Origin of the sequence: Companilactobacillus pabuli, from assembly GCF_014058425.1 — a bacterium.
In the GTDB taxonomy this organism is placed as follows: Bacteria; Bacillota; Bacilli; order Lactobacillales; family Lactobacillaceae; genus Companilactobacillus; species Companilactobacillus pabuli.
Map to the genome: position 1 here is coordinate 946,446 of NZ_CP049366.1, position 18,850 is coordinate 965,295.

Annotated in this window: 20 protein-coding genes and 1 riboswitch; of the genes, 18 read left to right on the top strand and 2 right to left on the bottom strand. The window is 36.1% G+C overall.

Annotated features, from left to right (window positions below; translation table 11 throughout):
* Positions 1–13 precede the first annotated feature (13 nt).
* The 4 genes from G6534_RS04560 to G6534_RS04575 all read left to right on the top strand — a co-directional run bounded on the left by G6534_RS04560 (position 14) and on the right by G6534_RS04575 (position 2,208).
* Positions 14–811 (top strand): SDR family NAD(P)-dependent oxidoreductase, encoded by a 798-nt coding sequence (locus G6534_RS04560; protein WP_059073443.1) that lies wholly within the window; start codon positions 14–16, stop codon positions 809–811.
* A gap of 12 nt (positions 812–823) precedes the next feature.
* The gene (locus G6534_RS04565) at positions 824–1,138 is read left to right on the top strand and encodes a lipopolysaccharide assembly protein LapA domain-containing protein (protein WP_059073442.1); all 315 of its coding nucleotides are present in this window, start codon (positions 824–826) and stop codon (positions 1,136–1,138) included.
* An 89-nt stretch (positions 1,139–1,227) separates the two neighbouring features.
* On the top strand, positions 1,228–1,413 hold the full coding sequence (gene rpmF / locus G6534_RS04570) for a 50S ribosomal protein L32 (RefSeq protein ID WP_010019938.1): 186 nt from the start codon (positions 1,228–1,230) through the stop codon (positions 1,411–1,413).
* 60 nt (positions 1,414–1,473) lie between these two features.
* Positions 1,474–2,208 carry a hypothetical protein gene (locus G6534_RS04575; protein ID WP_059073441.1) on the top strand — a complete coding sequence of 245 codons (735 nt, stop codon included), beginning with the start codon at positions 1,474–1,476 and terminating at the stop codon, positions 2,206–2,208.
* Between the two features lie 358 nt (positions 2,209–2,566).
* Here G6534_RS04575 and G6534_RS04580 read toward each other — a convergent pair whose 3' ends face one another.
* Complete coding sequence (locus G6534_RS04580) at positions 2,567–2,773, bottom strand: YjzD family protein (protein WP_152999936.1); 207 nt, start codon at positions 2,771–2,773, stop codon at positions 2,567–2,569.
* A 93-nt stretch (positions 2,774–2,866) separates the two neighbouring features.
* On the opposite strand from G6534_RS04580, the gene dnaE reads away from it, so the two are divergent.
* From dnaE to G6534_RS04600, 4 genes are all read left to right on the top strand, one after another.
* Positions 2,867–6,184 carry a DNA polymerase III subunit alpha gene (gene dnaE / locus G6534_RS04585; RefSeq protein ID WP_059073440.1) on the top strand — a complete coding sequence of 1,106 codons (3,318 nt, stop codon included), beginning with the start codon at positions 2,867–2,869 and terminating at the stop codon, positions 6,182–6,184.
* Between the two features lie 99 nt (positions 6,185–6,283).
* The gene (gene pfkA / locus G6534_RS04590; protein ID WP_182083187.1) at positions 6,284–7,243 is read left to right on the top strand and encodes a 6-phosphofructokinase; all 960 of its coding nucleotides are present in this window, start codon (positions 6,284–6,286) and stop codon (positions 7,241–7,243) included.
* 66 nt (positions 7,244–7,309) lie between these two features.
* Complete coding sequence (gene pyk / locus G6534_RS04595; RefSeq protein WP_059073439.1) at positions 7,310–9,079, top strand: pyruvate kinase; 1,770 nt, start codon at positions 7,310–7,312, stop codon at positions 9,077–9,079.
* 122 nt (positions 9,080–9,201) lie between these two features.
* Entirely contained in the window at positions 9,202–10,005 is an 804-nt protein-coding gene (locus G6534_RS04600; RefSeq protein WP_059073438.1) for a DUF4931 domain-containing protein, read from the top strand.
* A gap of 188 nt (positions 10,006–10,193) precedes the next feature.
* Here the strand turns inward: G6534_RS04600 and G6534_RS04605 are convergent, their stop codons facing one another.
* Positions 10,194–11,315 carry an NAD(P)-dependent alcohol dehydrogenase gene (locus G6534_RS04605; RefSeq protein WP_182083188.1) on the bottom strand — a complete coding sequence of 374 codons (1,122 nt, stop codon included), beginning with the start codon at positions 11,313–11,315 and terminating at the stop codon, positions 10,194–10,196.
* A gap of 207 nt (positions 11,316–11,522) precedes the next feature.
* Between G6534_RS04605 and G6534_RS04610 the strand changes: the two genes are divergently transcribed.
* The 10 genes from G6534_RS04610 to cmk all read left to right on the top strand — a co-directional run bounded on the left by G6534_RS04610 (position 11,523) and on the right by cmk (position 18,849).
* Positions 11,523–11,780, top strand: coding sequence for a hypothetical protein (locus G6534_RS04610; protein ID WP_059073436.1), 258 nt, complete (start codon positions 11,523–11,525; stop codon positions 11,778–11,780).
* 169 nt (positions 11,781–11,949) lie between these two features.
* Complete coding sequence (locus G6534_RS04615; RefSeq protein ID WP_082666878.1) at positions 11,950–12,819, top strand: CvfB family protein; 870 nt, start codon at positions 11,950–11,952, stop codon at positions 12,817–12,819.
* A 45-nt stretch (positions 12,820–12,864) separates the two neighbouring features.
* Complete coding sequence (gene xerD, locus G6534_RS04620) at positions 12,865–13,752, top strand: site-specific tyrosine recombinase XerD (protein WP_059073495.1); 888 nt, start codon at positions 12,865–12,867, stop codon at positions 13,750–13,752.
* An 8-nt stretch (positions 13,753–13,760) separates the two neighbouring features.
* Complete coding sequence (locus G6534_RS04625) at positions 13,761–14,147, top strand: hypothetical protein (protein WP_059073435.1); 387 nt, start codon at positions 13,761–13,763, stop codon at positions 14,145–14,147.
* Positions 14,147–14,872, top strand: a complete 726-nt coding sequence (locus tag G6534_RS04630; protein ID WP_059073434.1) for a segregation and condensation protein A — start codon at positions 14,147–14,149, stop codon at positions 14,870–14,872. The genes G6534_RS04625 and G6534_RS04630 overlap by 1 nt, the downstream gene beginning before the upstream one ends.
* A 20-nt stretch (positions 14,873–14,892) precedes the next feature.
* A complete protein-coding gene (gene scpB, locus G6534_RS04635; protein ID WP_059073494.1) occupies positions 14,893–15,420 on the top strand; it encodes an SMC-Scp complex subunit ScpB in 528 nt (175 codons plus the stop codon).
* A complete protein-coding gene (locus G6534_RS04640; protein ID WP_059073433.1) occupies positions 15,407–16,132 on the top strand; it encodes a pseudouridine synthase in 726 nt (241 codons plus the stop codon). Before scpB ends, G6534_RS04640 begins: the two co-directional genes overlap by 14 nt.
* Positions 16,133–16,216: 84 nt before the next feature.
* Positions 16,217–16,336: riboswitch (FMN riboswitch) on the top strand.
* Positions 16,337–16,405: 69 nt separating this feature from the next.
* Positions 16,406–16,957 (top strand): ECF transporter S component, encoded by a 552-nt coding sequence (locus G6534_RS04645; protein ID WP_059073432.1) that lies wholly within the window; start codon positions 16,406–16,408, stop codon positions 16,955–16,957.
* Positions 16,958–17,039: 82 nt separating this feature from the next.
* Entirely contained in the window at positions 17,040–18,131 is a 1,092-nt protein-coding gene (locus G6534_RS04650) for a LysM peptidoglycan-binding domain-containing protein (protein ID WP_182083189.1), read from the top strand.
* A 58-nt stretch (positions 18,132–18,189) separates the two neighbouring features.
* Positions 18,190–18,849, top strand: coding sequence for a (d)CMP kinase (gene cmk / locus G6534_RS04655; RefSeq protein ID WP_182083190.1), 660 nt, complete (start codon positions 18,190–18,192; stop codon positions 18,847–18,849).
* Position 18,850: the final 1 nt, after the last annotated feature.

The following is an 18,850-nucleotide window of genomic DNA, read 5'->3' on the forward strand; positions in this document are numbered from 1 at the left end:
AAAGAGGATGAGTATGGTTAATTTATTGAATCAGACGATTGTCGTAACTGGTGCATCTTCTGGAATTGGTAAAGATGTAGCGGTTAATGCTGCTAAATGTGGTGGCAATGTGATTTTGATTGCTCGTAATGAAGAAAAACTTTTACAAGTAAAAAATGAATGTATCCGTGTTGGAGCCGAAAATGCTCAGCATGAATACTTAAGCATCGATATGAGTGATCCTGACCAAATTAGTTCTGGAGTTGAAAAAATCTTTGAACTAACTGATAGTGTGGATGTTTTAGTCAATGCTGCAGGTTTTGGGGATTTCTCGAATTACATGGAAACTGATTTCGGTAAGATTGAAAAGATGTTTCGTGTAAACGTCTTAGGTTTAATGTTGATGACTCGTTTAGTGGCCTCACATATGATTGATCAAGGAATTGGTCATATCTTCAATGTCGGCTCGATGGCGGGCAAAATCACAACTCCTAAGTCTGCAGCCTATGCTGCTACCAAAGCTGCTGTAATTGCCTTCTCTGATGGTTTGAGACTAGAGTTGAAACCATTTGGAATTTATGTTACAACTATAAACCCCGGGCCAGTTAAGACTAATTTCTTTAATGTCGCCGATCATTCAGGCAATTATCTAGATTCAGTGAAGTATTTCGTCCTTGATCCTGATCAACTAGCTTGGGAAATCGTGAAGACTTTTGGTAGAAATAAACGTGAGATCAATCGTCCACGTTACATGGAATTAGCAGCAGTACTTTATAAATTGGCACCAAGTTTAGGTGATTATTTTGCTGCTACGCTTGGTAACCGTAAATAGGGGAGGATTCATATGAACGGTAAACAATCTCGATTTGTTATAGGTTTGGTTATTGCATTGATCGTCGTGATCTTTGCAGTTTTAAATGTCAATCCGGTTACTGTTAGTTTTGGATTCACACGTGTTAAATTACCATTGATTATTTTGATTATCGTTTCTTTACTTTTAGGAGCTGTAATTACGATGCTTTTGGCTACTTCAGGTAAGAAGAAAGATGATGATCTAAATCGTCACGCAAAGAAACAAATTTCTAAAGTTCAAGTATCACACGACAATCAAATTGCCGACGCATTAAAGGAAAATAATGCAAAAAAGCAAACAAAATAGTATTTTTGCTTGCTCAAACGATTTTATGATAGTATCATATTAAACGTTAGATTTGATTGAGTTAATATAAATAAAGGAGTTTTTTAAATATGGCAGTTCCAAAGAGAAAATCATCAAAACAAAGAAAGCGTCAAAGACGCGCACATCTTAAATTAGATACACCAAACATGCAATTCGACGTTGCTACTGGTGAATATCGTTTAAGTCACCACGTATCACCATCAGGTATGTACAAAGGTGAAAAAGTTATCAACAACGATAGCAAAGAAGCTTAATGAAAAAGTCAAGTTGAACTTGGCTTTTTTTTATATAGATTTAAATGATGAGGTATGACTATGAAAAAACTGAAATACGTCTTACTAATGGTTATTCCGCTATTCTTTTTACTATTGACTGGTTGTTCCAAATTAAGCCTCTCGACTACTAAAAAAGAATATAGTGCAGATGGATTAGTAGCCATTATTAAGGGTAAGGCCACTAATTATCAAAGACTTACTTATACAGTAGCGGGTGAAACAAAAAAAGTTGCTGTCGATGGGGGACACTTTGCTATCTCAGTTCCTGTTTCTGATAAGAACCAAAGAGTTCGTATCAAGGCAGTCAATGGCGATAAAACTGAAACTAGTTTGGTCAAAGTCAAAAAAGCAACGCCATTAAAGAATTACTTGGAATTTGCGCAAGCTTATAATTATACGATGTTATCAACTGGACAAGCTGACGATCAATTACAATTGATTTCTAAAAATGGTATTTCGACGCATAAAAAGAATGATGGAACTAAGTGGTATCTAAATGTTCAAAATAATCAACTAATGGGAGTTGCAACGCAATTCTCTTATAAAGACTTGAAGTCTAAGACTGGCCAAAAGAATTTTGCGACTGATTTGATGATTGTCTCTAAGTTGTTGGGAGCTGATGGCCAAAAGGTTTTGAAGGATTTTGCTAAGCAAACTAAGAATGCTGATAAAAATTCAACTAAAACTTCGATGGACTCAATAAAGTCCAATGGCATCAATTTTAATATTAATTTAGCTACCAAAGGATTTTATCTTTATATTACTAAGTATTAAAAAGGAGTTTCGTTAGGATTTTCTGGCTCTTTTTTAAATTAAGTTAAGTTAGTTTAGGATTCCGTCCTCCATAGCAAAGAAAATTTGGCTGGAACAATGTGGGCACGACTTGGAGCCTTTGCTAAGATCAGGTTCGGGCAAAGTCTTCAAGCTCGGCCTTATTCTAAGCAACAAGTTGCTAAGAATAATTTCACATTTGAGCCAATTTTCTTTGCTATTCCGGGCTAGAGTGTAGATTTATATTTTAATAGAATTAAACAAATAAAGCATTTATTCAGATAATGGTTGCGTACATTAATCGACTGTGTCTGAATAGATGCTATTTTTGAGCATAAAAAAAACGCCTAATCTGAGTAGATTAAGCGTTCTTTTCATTATTAGACTCTTTAACAGAGCTATCAAGAATCAATGGAATTACACTGAATATGATAGCAAAGACTATACTAACAATAATAGAATAGTTTGTGTTATATGTCTGTTGGTTCAAAGCACCACCGATAAAACCGGCAACTTGTCCCAGCATGATAGACCAGAAAATTACAGCAACGTATCTCATTTCTTCCATCTCACTTTCTCAAGTAGTTTAGCACATTTGAGGATTTTTCCCAATAAACTTTCACTTGCTTTTGATATAATTTTAAACAAAGGGGGCGACAAATTGCAAGCACAACTGCAAATGATGAGTAGTTTTAGTTTGTTGCATAGTCCCGCAAAATTGACAGAGTTGATTGATCAAAGTAAAGCACGTGGGTATACGGCGATTGCTTTGACAGATTTGAACAATTTATACGGTTCAATCGATTTTTATAAATATGCCAAAAAAATCGGTATTAAACCAATTATAGGTTTAACAATTGAAATAGCCGGGATTATTGAAACTGATAATACTTATCCATTATTGCTTTTAGCGAGAAATGATAAGGGTTATAAAAATTTAATAAAAATTTCATCACGAATAATGTCTACTAAAGATGCGGTTCAAATAAAAGACTTAAGAGACGTTTTGGACAATCTCTTTGTAATCACACCGGCAAGTGATGCAGAGATTCTTAAAACTGATTTGTCGGCTTATTTTACACAATTGAAGGCCCTAGTTCAGCCAGACGATTTGTATTTGGGAGTCAGTTTGTATTCTGGACAAATAGACAATGTTAAAACGATTCGAAAAATTTCTCATGACTATCAAGTACCTTTAGTAGCTTTGGGAGATGTTCGCTACGTCAATCAAGATGATCATTTAGCTTATCAGGTAGTCAATAATTTACGTACTGGTCAACGTTTTGAAAATCTGGATCAAGTGGTCGTTAATGGTGACCATTATTTACGTGACTATCAAGTTTTTGCAAGCGACTTTAGTAATGTTGACATGCAAGAAGCTATCGACAATGCTAATTCGATTGCTGAAAAATGTAATGTTGAAATTGAATTTAAAGAGACGGAACTGCCTGAATTTCAAACTCCTCAAGGAATTACTTCAATTCAATTTTTGCATGATTTGACTAATAAGGGGTTAATCAAGCGTTTAGGAACGGTACCAGCAAATTATCGTCAACGTTTGGAGTATGAATTGGGTGTAATTGACAAGATGGGTTTCTCGGATTATTTCTTGATAGTTTGGGACGTTATTAAGCATGCTCATGCTGTGGGGATTAAGACTGGTCCTGGACGTGGATCAGCGGCTGGTTCTTTAGTTTCATATTGTTTAGGAATTACTCAAGTAGATCCTATTAAGTATGATTTATTGTTTGAACGTTTCTTAAATCCTCAACGTGTTAACATGCCTGATATTGATTTGGATTTGCCCGATGATCGACGGGATGAGATGGTCATGTACATGCATGATAAATATGGATCTGATCATATGGCCCAAATCATAACTTTTGGAACTCTAGCGGCGAAAATGGCTTTAAGAGATATTTCACGGACTTTTAGTCAGACGCAATTTCAAATGTCGCAGTGGTCGAATGCGATTCCGCATAAGTTGAATATTTCTTTGAAGGAATCCTTTGAAGAATCGAGTACTCTTCGTAATTTGGTTGATAATTCTAAAGAAAATCAATTGATATTCAAAGTTGCCCAACGAATTGAAGGGATACCAAGACATTATTCGACGCACGCTGCCGGAATCGTTTTGAGTAAGAAACCGATGACTGATATTGTAGCAGTGCAGTTAGAAGATGACGGAATAAACCTGACACAACAGACGAAATATAATGTTGAAAGCGTTGGTCTGTTGAAGATGGATTTCTTAGGCTTGAAAAATTTAACTATTTTGGATAAATCCGTACAGGCAATTTCAAAACGGTATAAAAAAAAATTTATCCCTGAAAAGATACCCTTGAACGATCAAAAGACATTACAAATTTTTCAACGTGGAGCAACTGACGGTGTGTTCCAATTTGAATCTGACGGTATCAGAAGTGTTTTACGTAGACTAGTTCCAACTAGTTTTGATGATATTGTGGCTACGAATGCCTTGTATCGTCCAGGTCCTATGCAAAATATTTCAACTTTTATAGCTAGAAAACACGGGCAAGAGCCGGTTACGTACCCTGATGCTTCACTTGAAAAGATTTTGAAACCAACCTATGGAATTTTGGTTTATCAAGAGCAAGTTATGCAAGCTTCTTCAGAAATGGCTAATTTTTCTTTAGCTGATGCTGATATTTTACGTCGGGCTATTAGTAAGAAAAATGAGCAATTGATTGAAGAAAATCGTCAAAAGTTTATTGATGGAGCAGTTTCTCAGGGTCATGCAAAAGAATCAGCCCAAAAAGTTTATCAATATATTGAAAAGTTTGGTAATTATGGTTTCAACAAGTCTCACGCCGTAGCTTATTCGATGATTGCTTTTTGGTTGGCTTATATTAAAGTTCATTTTCCGGATGTCTTTTTTGCTTGTTTATTGAATTCCAATTTGAATAATGAAACAAAAGTCTCGACTTATATTCAAGATGCTAAGGACTCACACGTCAAGATCCTCAACGTTGACATCAATCAAAGTCAATTTGAATTTGTGGATTCTGAAGCAGGAATTCGTTTCGGTTTATTGAGTATCAAAGGGATGAGACGTGACTTGGCAACAGAAATCATTAAGGAACGTAATAAAGATGGCAAATTTACTAGTCCTTTGAATTTCTTACAACGCTTAGATCGACGTTTTGTTAAAAATGACTATCTGGAACCAATGATTTTATCAGGTGCTTTTGATGAATTTAATCGTAATCGTAAAGAATTATTATATGATTTTCGAGATTTAGTTGAAAGTATTCAATTGGCTGGTAGCAATTTATCATTATTTGATGTACTTGATCCTAAAAAACACCAGATCGATGATTTTTCACTGACGGAACGTTTGAATCAAGAGAAAGAATACTTAGGCGTGTACGTGTCAGGCCATCCAGTCGAGAAATACCGAGAACGTATTCTTAATTTACCTTTGGTAAAAATTGCTGAATTACATCAAACACAAAATACAGTTAACGTTTTAGGTTTAGTCAAGAATTTACGAGTGATTCGGACGAAAAAAGGTCAACGAATGTGTTTTATGACAATTGAAGATGAGACGGGTTCAATTTCCGTGACAGTTTTTCCTAAATTATTCCAACAAATTGAAGATATGGATTTAGACGGTAAGATCTTTGTCTTTGTTGGTCGTGGAAATGTCGGTCAACGTGGTGATTTGGAATTGATAGCTGATAGGTTGAATGATCCCAAACAGTTCACAATTCAATTACCGGCTGAAAAATTGTATTTGCGTGTAACTAAGCAATTAGATACGCCACAGAATTTGGAAAAATTGTATGAAATAATTGCTGAATCTAAAGGAAAAATGCCAGTGATTATTTATCGCGAAAAAAATCGACAAGCATTACTCTTGAAATCTAATCGTTGGATAGACTTTAATAGTAACGTGCGGAATAAGTTGGAAATGTTCTTAGGTAAACGGAGTGTTTTAGTGAAAAAAAGCAATTAATTTATCTTAAAACGTTTTCAGCTCTACAACTTAATCAGTAAAAATGTTATATTTGATTAGGTTTTGTTTTAGAAACAAATAATTTTGGAGTGTGAACAAATGAAGCGTATTGGTATTTTAACCAGTGGTGGCGACGCCCCTGGTATGAACGCTGCTATCAGAGCAGTCACACGTAGAGCCATTGACAAAGGGCTTGAAGTGTTTGGTATCAATTATGGATACGCTGGTCTTGTTGCGGGAGATATCTTCCCATTGACAAGTGCTGACGTTTCTGACCGTATTCAACGTGGTGGTACATTCTTGTATTCTGCAAGATATCCTGAATTTGCTAACGTAGAAGGTCAACTCAAGGGTATTGATCAATTGAAGAAATTCGGAATTGACGCATTAGTTGTTATCGGTGGCGATGGTTCTTACCATGGTGCATTGCGTTTAACTGAACATGGTTACAACACAATCGGCCTACCAGGAACAATTGATAACGATATTCCATTCACTGACTTTACAATTGGCTTCGATACAGCTGTTTCTACTGCTGTTGACGCTATTGATAAGTTACATGATACTGCCAGCTCTCATGAAAGAACATTTATTGTTGAAGTAATGGGAAGAGGCGCAGGTGACGTTGCCCTTTGGGCTGGTGTTGCCGGCGGTGCTCAAAAGATCATCGTTCCAGAACGTGACTTCGATATTGCAGAAATTGCAGAAGAAGTTAAAAAAGGTCGTCAAAACGGCAATAAGAATATGATTATTGTCTTGGCCGAAGGTGTTATGCACGCTGACGAATTCAAGAAAGAATTAGACAAGTATGGTGACTTTGATTCACGTGCAACTGTCCTAGGACATGTTCAACGTGGTGGTTCACCAACTGCAAGAGATCGTGTCTTAGCAAGTAAGATGGGTGCTCACGCAGTTGATTTGCTTCTTGACGGTAAGGGTGGTCTTGCCGTTGGTATCGAAGACAACAAGATTACTTCTCATGATATTCTTGACTTGTTCGATAGCAAGCACAAACCTGATTTATCACTCTATGACTTAAACGAATCTATTAGCAGATAAGTTAAGCATTAAGTGAAGTAATTTGTTACAATAAACGATGAATACAACAAGAAAAGGGGATTCTCGATGAAAAGAACTAAAATTGTAAGTACACTTGGACCTGCTAGTAACGATGTCGACACAATCGTTAAATTGATTGAAGCCGGAGCTAACATTTTCCGTTTCAACTTCTCACACGGTGACCATGCTGAACACAAAGCTCGTATGGAAATGGTACACGAAGCTGAAAAAATTACTGGTAAGACTGTAGGTATCGTTCTTGATACTAAGGGTGCTGAAATCCGTACTACTGTCCAAGAAGGCGGCAAGTTCGAAGCTAAGATTGGTCAAACAATCCGTATCTCAATGGATGACTCATTAACAGGTACACCAGAAAAGATTGCTTCAACATATCCTGGACTATACGATGATACACATGTTGGTGGTCACGTATTGATCGATGATGGTCTTGTTGATTTGAAGATTACTGAAAAAGATGACAAGAACCGTGAATTGGTTACAGTTGTACAAAACGAAGGTATGATCGGCTCAAGAAAGAGTATCAATGCTCCTGGTGTTGAAGTTCGTCTACCTGGTATCACTGAAAAAGATTCAGACGATATTCGTTTCGGTCTAGATCAAGGTATCAACTTCATCTCAGCTTCATTCGTTCGTAAAGCTCAAGATGTCCTAGATATTCGTGAAATCCTTGAAGAAAAACACTGTGAATACGTACAAATCTTCCCTAAGATTGAATCACAAGAAGGTATCGACAATATCGATTCTATTCTTAAAGTTTCAGATGGTTTGATGATTGCTCGTGGTGACATGGGTGTTGAAATTCCATTTGAAAACGTACCATTCGTACAAAAATCATTGATCAAGAAGTGTAACGCTTTAGGTAAACCAGTTATCACTGCTACACAAATGCTTGACTCAATGCAAGAAAACCCACGTCCTACACGTGCCGAAGTTACTGATGTTGCTAACTCTGTTCTTGATGGTACAGATGCTACAATGCTTTCAGGTGAAAGTGCTAACGGTGACTACCCTGTAGAAGCTGTTGCTGCTATGGCTCGTATCGACGAACGTACAGAACAACAATTAGACAAGACTAACGCACTTGCTATCCAAAGATTCGAAGACTACAAAGGTTCAAACGTCACAGAATCAATCGGTGAATCAGTTGTTAGAACTGCTGAAGAACTAAACATCAATACAATCGTTACAGCTACAAAGAGTGGTTACACTGCACGTATGATTTCTAAATACCGTCCAAGTGCTGACATTCTTGCTGTTACATTTGATGAAAAGACACAACGTGGTTTGACAGTTAACTGGGGTGTTGATCCTATTATTGCTGACAAGCCAGAAAACACTGATGAAATGTTTGACTTAGCTGCTAAGAAGGCTCAAGAACGTGGCTTTGCCAAGGAAGGTGACTTGATCCTTATCGTTGCCGGTGTTCCTGTTGGTGAAAGTGGTACAACAAACGTTATGAAGGTTCAATTGATCGGTTCAACATTGGTTAAAGGCCAAGGTGTTGGTGAAGAATCAGTTGTTGGTAACGTTGTAGTTGCTCACAATGCTGAAGAAGCAAACAAGAAGATCAACGAAGGTGACGTATTAGTTACAGAAATGACTGATAAAGATTACCTACCAGCTCTTGAAAAGGCTAGTGCCGTTGTTGTTGAAAACGGTGGTTTGACTTCACATGCTGCTGTTGTTGGTATTGCTATGGGTCTACCTGTAGTTGTTGGTGCTAAGAATGCTACATCACTTGTTAAAGATGGTGACACTGTTACTGTTGATTCAAGACGTGGTGTTGTATACAAGGGTGCTTCACGTTCACTATAATTTTTAAATAAAATTATAATTAACTGTAAAATATAAATTGACTGAAAGAAACTGACGAGTTTCTTTCAGTTTTTTTGTGTTTGCGTTAATATCATAGTATTAAAGAATTTTGAGGTGAAAGATTGTCAAATAAAGATGTACTTGTTTTTGAAATTGAGCAAGCTAAAGGAAAACCTAGAGATGTTGAGAAGAAAAAGAAGAAAGATTATTGTCCTTTCTGTGATACTAAGAACTTAACTAATATCATTGAACAAAAGGGCGATATGATTTGGTTGGAAAATAAATTCAAGACCTTAAAAGATACAAATCAAACTCTAGTAATTGAATCTAGCGATCATTATGGTGATATTTCTAACTATTCAGTCGAGAAGAACCAAGAAGTGTTTGAATTCATTTATCATTGCTGGAATGAAATGATTCAAAGTAAGAAATATGAAAGTGTCTTGATGTACAAGAATTTTGGACCTATGTCCGGTGGTTCTTTGCGTCATCCGCATTTCCAAATCATTGGCTTAGATAAGGTTGATGGCTACAAACACGTAGAAGAAGAGAACTTTACTGGAATGGACGTCTTCAACTCCAAACACATTAATGTTAATGTTTCACAAAAACCAATCATGGGTTTTGTTGAATTTAACGTTGTTATTAATAATCCTAAGTACATCGATGATTTGGCCGAATTTACTAGAGTGACAGTTAAGTATGTCTTAGATGATCTCTACGGTGGTAAATTCGATTCATATAATATTTTCTTCTATAAATTTGGTAAGAAAATAATTTGTAAGATTGAAGCAAGATACGTTGTTTCTCCTTATTTTGTCGGTTATCGTTTGTCGCAACGTGATGGTGACAAGCAGGTTAGAGGAATTGCTGATGTCTTGTTGAAGAGATTACAAGAGAACGCCCAAAGTGACGAAATTAAATAAATAAAAATAAGCTGATAAATTTTAAAATAATTATCAGCTTATTTTTTTGACATAATATCCATTGTACGCAACTTATTTAAATTAATCTTATGTAACGTTATAATAAGTAATATAAAATGTTTTACGAAAACATAAATATAAAAACAAAAAGCAAACCATCAAAAGACGGTCTGCTTAGATTAGATTAATTAGTCACCAGGTTGGTAATCTTTATCAATAATCAAAATAGGTTTGATAGTCTTACCACTGACTGAATCAGCGTCAGCTTCATTGATTTGGTCAAAGTCATAGAATTTTTCTGTTAGATCGAATGGGAAGGCACCCATTTGATAGAATTTGATCAAGCGAGGGATATCAACTTGAGGAATTGAGTCACCCATGTTTACACCGACAATCTTTTTATCATCAACACAAAGGTCGTTCCAAGTACTGATGTCGATGTTATGTGGTGTAACAGCGATTGTGGCAGTAGTACCACCTTGTGTCAAAGCAGCGATTGAATCTGTCATAACTTTAGCAACACCAGTAGTATCAACGGCCCAGTCAACACCTAAACCACCTGTGATCTTCTTGATTGCTTCAACGGCATCTTCATTCTTACTATTAACGATATCAGTAGCACCCATTTTCTTGGCTAATTCCAAACGTGAATCGACAATATCAACGGCGATAACATTGACACATCCAGAGATCTTACCAGCCATCATAGCAGCAAGACCAACGGCACCAGTACCGAAGACAGCAATTGTGTCACCAGGTTTTGGTTGAAGGGTATTGAAGACAGTACCACTACCAGTTACGTAGCCACAGCCCAAAAGTCCAAGTTTTCTTAAGTCTAGATCCTTAGGAACTTTAACAGCATTACGCTTGTCAATTACAGTGTGTGTTGTAAATGATGATTGATTGAACATGTCACTTACGTGGTGGCCATCTTCTGTAAAGTGATCTGAACCATCGGGACGTGTACCTGAAAGGTTAGATGCAGCATACTTACGACATTGTGTAGGCTTACCCTTTAGACAGTTATCACATTCGCCACATGAGTAGAATGACATAATGATATGATCACCAGGTTTAAAGTTTGTAACATTTTTACCAACTTTTTCGACAATTCCGGATCCCTCATGTCCAAGAATAACTGGAAAACTAAATGCAGCGTCACCTTTACGTAGAGCTTCATCAGAGTGGCAGATACCTGAAGCAACTACCTTAACTTGTAGACCATCATCGGTCATGTCAGCTAATTCAACGTCATCTTTAATAACGAATGGATCATTTACTTTATCAACTACAGCAGCTTTAATTTTCATAACAAAATCCTTCTCTCAATATTAAATTTGTAATCGCTTACTACAAAGAAAATTATTTCACTCTTTTAAAAGAATTTCAACGTTGACATTGAAAAAAATATGATTATCATATAGTACTTATTTGATTAAAAAAATGATGAGTCTAATTTTTTGTTATCTGGTGTTTTTGGAACTACACTAGATATGTAAGAGAACTAGGAGAATTAAATGAAATTTGATAAAAATGATTTTGATTTTATAACGACGGTTGGTCCTAAAAAGCTGTATCGTAGTGAGCAAAAGAAAAATGTTTTTGCGTTAGTCAACGATGATCAAAAGGGACTATCAATCTTTGACAAGATTCAAACAGCTGAGATTATGGCAGCTGCACGAAGATATGATAAGTACAAAGATGATAAATACAACACTGGGCAAGAAGAATCAGATTATATCAATTCAATGTTTAAAATTCATGCTATGAACTAGAATTCATTCTATTTGGTTAGAGTGAGTTCTTTTTTTAGTGTGAAGTTATTACTTAGTCGTTCTTTCTGATATAATATAGAAGATTAAATATTCAATAATAGATACCCTCTAGTAGTTGGGGGTATTTTTATTCTAGATAAATAAAATGTCAAAAAGAGTATGGTGAAAAATGGAAGCAGCAGAAATGTACGGTCAAGTATTGCCAGGAACGGTAACCGACCTTAATAAGGATGAAGCCTTTGTTCAAGTAGAGGGGGTAACTTTTGCCTTAGATTTAACTGAATTAACCGAAATACCTGAATTAGGTGATCAAATAGCAGGATTTGTTTATGAAAATCAAGCTCATAAGAATAAAATGACGACAGTTTTACCCTTTGTAACTCAAGGAGTTTGGGATTTCGCGGAAGTTACTGAAGTAAGAACTGACTTGGGAGTTTTCGTCAATGTTGGTTTGGAAGACAAGGATATCGTGGTTTCTTTGGATGATCTACCATTAGAGCACAGCGAATGGCCTAAAAAGGGCGATAATTTAATGGTCAAATTGGAAATTGATCATAAGGGTCGTCTATGGGGCAAATTAGCCGATATCGAACTTTACACACAGATTGCTCGTAGTCCTAGTACAGATCTAAAAGAATTGATGAACAAGAATGAAGAAGGAACTGTGATTGCCATTAGAGAATCCGGTGCTTTTGTCATGACTGATAGTTACTACATGGGCTTTGTCCACGTTGATGAACAAGACCAACCCTTACACATTGGTCAACATATCAAAACTCGTGTGATTGGTTCAAGTCACCGTCGTTTGAATCTCTCAATGCGTCCTCGTGCTTATGAAGAAATCACACCTGATGCTCAAATGATCATGGCTGTTTTGGAACACGCTCGTGATGGTAAGATTCCTTATACTGATAAAAGTGATCCTGATGATATCAGAGAATATTTCGGTATCAGTAAGGGTAGTTTTAAGCGTGCCCTTGGTAATTTGATGAAACAAAAGAAAATCGAACAAAAAGATGGCTACACTTATCTCAAATAGAGGTGATGTTTAGTGAGTGATAAATTAACGATTAAAAATCAAACTATGATTGATACTTTATCTGATTATGCACGCTATTTGAGATTGGACCGCGGTTTATCGAAGAATACAATTACTTCTTATAACCAGGATTTGTTAGAATTTAGTCAATTTTTAGAAAATAAAAAAGCTACGTTCTATCCAGAAGATCATTTTGTTATTACACAATTCTTTGCTAGTCAGGATAAAGCTGGCAAGTCGAAAAACTCTCAAATGCGGATGTTTTCTTCTTTAAAGAAATTTTATCAATGGTTAGAACTGCTCGATAAGATTCCTACTAATCCAATGAATGAACTGGATGCTCCTAAAAAAGGAAGCCATTTACCAGTAGTTTTGTCGATGGATGAAGTTAACAAGTTGATCGAATCTCCAGATATTTCAACAAGTCTTGGCATTAGAGATCGGACGATTTTTGAAGTAATGTACGCTACCGGTCTTAGAGTTAGTGAATTAGTCAATTTAAAGATGGATGATTTACATTTGGATTTACAATTGATCAAAACCTTAGGAAAAGGCTCTAAAGAAAGACTTTTGCCAATTAGTGAAACAGCCATTAAATGGTTGAATAAGTATTTGCAAGAGACTCGTCAACCTTTGGTTACAAAATATGGTCAGCAGGCGGAGGTTTTCCTGAACTTTCGTGGTAAGAAATTAACTCGGCAGTCGATTTGGCGCATGATCAAAAAATATATTGCTCAAGTAGGTATTACTAAAGATGTGACACCACATACTTTGCGTCATTCTTTTGCAACTAATTTATTGGAGAATGGGGCAGATTTACGTGTAGTTCAGGAATTGTTGGGACATTCAGATATTTCAACGACTCAAATTTATACGCACGTTAATAAGACGCGGATGAAGCAAGTTTATAACAAGACTTTTCCCAGAGCATAGGAGGATTTATGCTTAGTAAATATAGTGATGAGAATAAAAAAATTGCCATGGGCTTTTTATCATATATTAATGATTTAAAAGACTTCCATAATATGGAACAAGAGTTGAATCTTTATTCAGAAGATGAGAATCGACAATTGTATTTATGGAAGAGCAATATGGACGATTATTCTGGAATTGTCGCCTTATCTTTTTCTGAAGGGACTGTTTTCATTGAATATATTTCGTTGAACCCCTCTTATCGCTCGCAAAGTAATATTTTTAAAATTTTTGATGATGTTCAGAAACGGTTTCCTAAATTAGTTATTTTGGGAAATTTTGAATTGAGTAAAGATATAAAACTTTGGCGTCAAAATAAAGAGAAACTTGAGAAGGATTTGGAAGAAACAGATTAATGCAAAAATTAAATTTAGTTCTAACCGACTTTGAAGGTCCAATTGATTTGTTGTTGCATTTGATCAAGGAATCAAAAGTTGATATTTACGATATTCCGATAGCTCAAATTACTCAACAGTATTTGGATTATTTGAAGAGTATGAAAGTATTGCAATTAGATATTGCTGGTGACTATTTAGTCATGGCATCGACATTAATGTCAATTAAAAGTAAAATGCTGTTACCTCAAGCACCAGACGAAATTGAAGATGAGTTGCAAGATGAAGATCCTCGTGATCAGTTAGTTTCGCAATTGTTAACTTATCAAACTTTCAAAAAAGTAGCAGCTTATTTTGAAGAAAAAGAGCAGTATCGTAAGCAGCAATTCGACAAGGAAGTCAGCATTCCTAACAAGCAATTGGAACAGTTTCTTGAACCTGGTTCGGTTGCTCTAACGGATTTGGCAACGACATACGCTGAATTATTACGTGAGCAGAAGAATCGTCAGCCAGAAACAGAAACAATTGAAAATGAAACACTTTCGATTGAGGATGCGACTGATAATATCATGACGGAATTGAAGTCCGTTAAGAAAACTACTTTTAAAGCACTTTTGAAATTAAACGGCAATATTGAAGAAATCGTTACTGATTTTATGGCGATTTTGGAAATGGCTCGAAAACAAATTGTTTCAGTTCAACAGGCTGATTTTAAGAGTGAATTATTTATTGAATTGAGGAATTAAACGTGTATCAAGCAAAAATAATGGCATTATTGTTTGTGGCCGGTGATCAAGGCATCAAAGAAAAAGATTTGGTCGAGTTATTGGAAATCGATAGTGCCGCTTTACGACAAAATCTCGAAGAATTACAAGTTAAATTGCTAACTGATGGAGATTCTGGCATCCAATTAGTCAATTACAATTCACTTTATAAATTAGTTACGAAAAATGAATTCAGTGATCTTTTGACGAAATATTTCAAATCAGGCTTAGGGACTAAACTTAGTCAAGCTGCTTTAGAAGTATTATCGATCATCGCTTATCGACAACCAATTACTAGGATTGAAATTGATGAAATTCGTGGCGTGCAAAGTTCCGGAAGCTTGAATACTTTGTTGATGCGAAAGATGATCAAAGAACATGGTAAAAAGAATGTCCCTGGACATCCTAATTTGTATGTTGTGACAGATGAATTTTTTGATTACTTTGGGATTAAGAGCTTAGATGATTTACCAAAAATAGAAAACTTTGAGGATAACTCAAATACAGGAGAAATAGATGGAGAAAGTTAGATTACAAAAATATATGGCTGATGCAGGCGTGGCTTCAAGACGTAAATCAGAAGAATTGATTGCTAAAGGTCACGTTAAGGTTAATGGCAAGTTGATCACGGAAATGGGTGTCAAAGTTGATAACCACGATCGTATCGAAGTAGATGGCGTTCCTATGGAAGAAGAGAAGAAACGTTATATTTTGATGTACAAGCCTCGTGGTGTTATTTCAGCCGTTTCAGACGATAAGGATAGAAAAGTTGTCACTGACTTGTTAGAAGATGATGTCCGTGAACGTGTTTATCCAATCGGTCGTTTGGATTATGATACGTCTGGTTTGCTACTATTAACCAATGATGGAGATTTTGCCAATCATTTGATGCATCCAAGATATCACGTCGATAAGACTTATATTGCTAAGGTCGAAGGTATTTTGACAACAGAAGAAATTAGAAAATTAGAAAATGGAATCAAGCTAAAAGGCTATACGACTGCCAAAGCTAAAGTTCGTGTAATGTCAAAAGACAAAAAGAAGAACAGTTCGATCGTTAGAATGGTTATCCATGAAGGACACAATCACCAAGTTAAGAATATGTTCGATGCCGTTGGACATAAAGTTGAAAAGCTATCACGTGAAAGTTATGATTTCTTGACTTTAGATGGTTTAGTTTCTGGGCAATATCGTGATTTGACTCGTTTAGAAGTTGCTACTTTGAAGAAGAAGCAACACTAATAACCAAATGGTATTGTTCCCATAACAACTACTCAGTTGCCATATATCAAGGGGTCTGCTATATTATAAATATAAAATTAAATAATTGGTTTTCAGGGCAGGGTGTAATTCCCGACCGGCGGTAAAGTCCGCGACCCAGCGCAAGCTGGTTGAATTGGTGCAATTCCAATACCGACAGTAAAGTCTGGATGGAAGAAAACAGATTAGGTCTGTTTTGGTATGCCCAAAATAGGCCTTTTTTCTTTGGGAATCAATTTAGAGAGGTTGATTTTAATGGGAAAGAGTTTATACAAGTTTCAAGACATAATTGGGGTGGCTATTTTTGCAGCATTGGGAACGATTTTGATGTTCTTTGAGTTTCCAGTTTTGATCTGGTTGCCATTTTTGAAAGTTGATTTAAGTGACTGCGTGGCAGTTATTGGAACGTTTGCTTTTGGTCCTGTTGGGGGAATCATGATTGCTTTACTTAAGTCGATGGTCCACTTACTAGTAACTGGAACTGGTTTGGCCGGTTTGATCGGTGATGGTGCAGCATTTGTAGGTTCAGTAGCCTTGTTATTGCCATTCAGTTATTTCTGGAAGAAGAATAAAAAAATCATGGCAGTTGTTGCCGGAACTTTGAGTTTGACGGTGATTATGTCAGTTTTGAATTATTTCGTAGTTATGCCACTTTATATGAATGTCGTTGGGATGCAACTAAATATGTCGCTTGCTAAGTATGTGGCAACCGGGGTCATTCCATTTAATATTATTAAAGCATTGATTATTTCGGCAGCAGTTATTATCATTTATCCTAAAATCAAGGGGCATTTCGCTATTAAATAGTGAAATTTTATAAATCTTTAAAGAAAAATTTTAAACTTTTATGATATGCTTTAAGAGATAGAAATTAGGAGGTTGGTTTTTAATGGCCGATAATGATAAAAACAATATGTCTGGCGATTCACGTGTTCCAAAATCCACCAAAGGACTAGAAGGATCTGTCAGTCTTGAGGATTTAAAAAAATATCATCTAATCGATACAGGTGATGAAAACACACCAACGAATAATACTGTTTCTGACGATCAGGCTTCTAATGATGAGCCTAAGCAAGCTGAGGATAATCCTACACCTGCTGGGGTCGATCATCTTCAAGCTGAAGAAAGCAATGATCATTTAAGCGAAGCAAAACATGACGCTCCTGAAGTTGACAAGACTAAGGTTGAACCAACTCCAGTAGTGCCACCAGTGACACCTAAAGAGTCAGCTGAAGATTCAAAAGCAGAATCTGACAAAGCTCAAGATAATTCTTCAGATCAAGAAGACGTTAAGCCTTGGGAAAAGAGTTTTGATTCTGATACTGACGATGAGGGACATGTTTCACGTGCCGTTACTAAAGAAAAGCAACGTGGAAATCATACTTTAGTCGTTACTCTAGTTGTTGCCTTGATTGTTATTATGTTTACACCAGTTATAATTAATGCTGTTAGAGGTAGTAGCAGTGGTGATCTTGATAGTTCTCAATCAGAAAGTTCAGTTGAGAATAAAGACAAGTCTACAAAGAAAAAGACTGCCAAGAAATCTCCAAAGAAGAAAGCCGCTAAGAAGTCTACTAAGAAAGCTAGTGCTAAGAAGACAACTACTGATAATAGTAGTAAGTCTAATGCTAACGCTAATAATTCGAATACTGCCAGTGATAGTACTGCTACAAACAGCACTACTGCGGATTCAAGCAATTCACAAACAACTGACAATAGTCAACAACAAGCACAGCAATCTCAACAGACTCAACAGTCACAACAAACTGATCAACAAGCTTCAACTGGTACGAATACCAACAACAGTTCCACAACTTCAACAGATAGTGATAGTAGTAGTTCAGCATCTTATTACACTGTTAAAGCTGGTGACAACTGGTTTAGAATTGCATATAACAATAATCTAACTACTGCTCAACTTAAGAGTTTGAACAGTAACGTTGGTACATTGACACCTGGTACAACACTAAGAGTTAAATAATTTTTATGTGAAGGGTCTTGGACATTTGTCTGGGCCCTTTTATTAAGGAGAGAAACGAATGCAAATTGCTATAGACGGACCAGCTTCTGCTGGAAAAAGTACGATTGCCAAATTGATCGCAAAAAACTTGAATTTTGTATACTGTGATACTGGTGCAATGTATCGAACAGTGACTTTACTTGCAAAAAAGCACAATGTGGGTTATGGTGATACTCTCAATATTTTGAAATTAATGTCAGAACATCGAATTCATTTTCTAAATAAAGAGGATGGACAACACGTTTATTTAGACGATGAAGATGTCTCAGATGACATTAGAACTGAAGAAATAACAAACAATGTTTCGCAAGTTTCTGCAATCAAGGAAGTAAGAACACAATTAGTTCAAATGCAACGTGATTTAGCTAATGATTGCGATATCGTCATGGATGGTCGCGATATTGGTACAACTGTTTTACCTAAAGCAGAGGTAAAGATCTTTTTGATTGCCAGTGTGGAAGTTCGCGCACAGAGACGTTTCAAAGAAAATGTTGAACGTGGCATCAATACTCCATTAAAAGAACTACAGAATGAAATTGCAGCACGTGATTACAAAGACTCACATCGTGAAATTTCACCATTAAAAAAAGCTGACGATGCCATTGAAGTAGATACTTCAGATATGACTATCGAACAAGTTGTTAAAAGAGTAACTGAAATAGTTAATGAACATAAGTAGG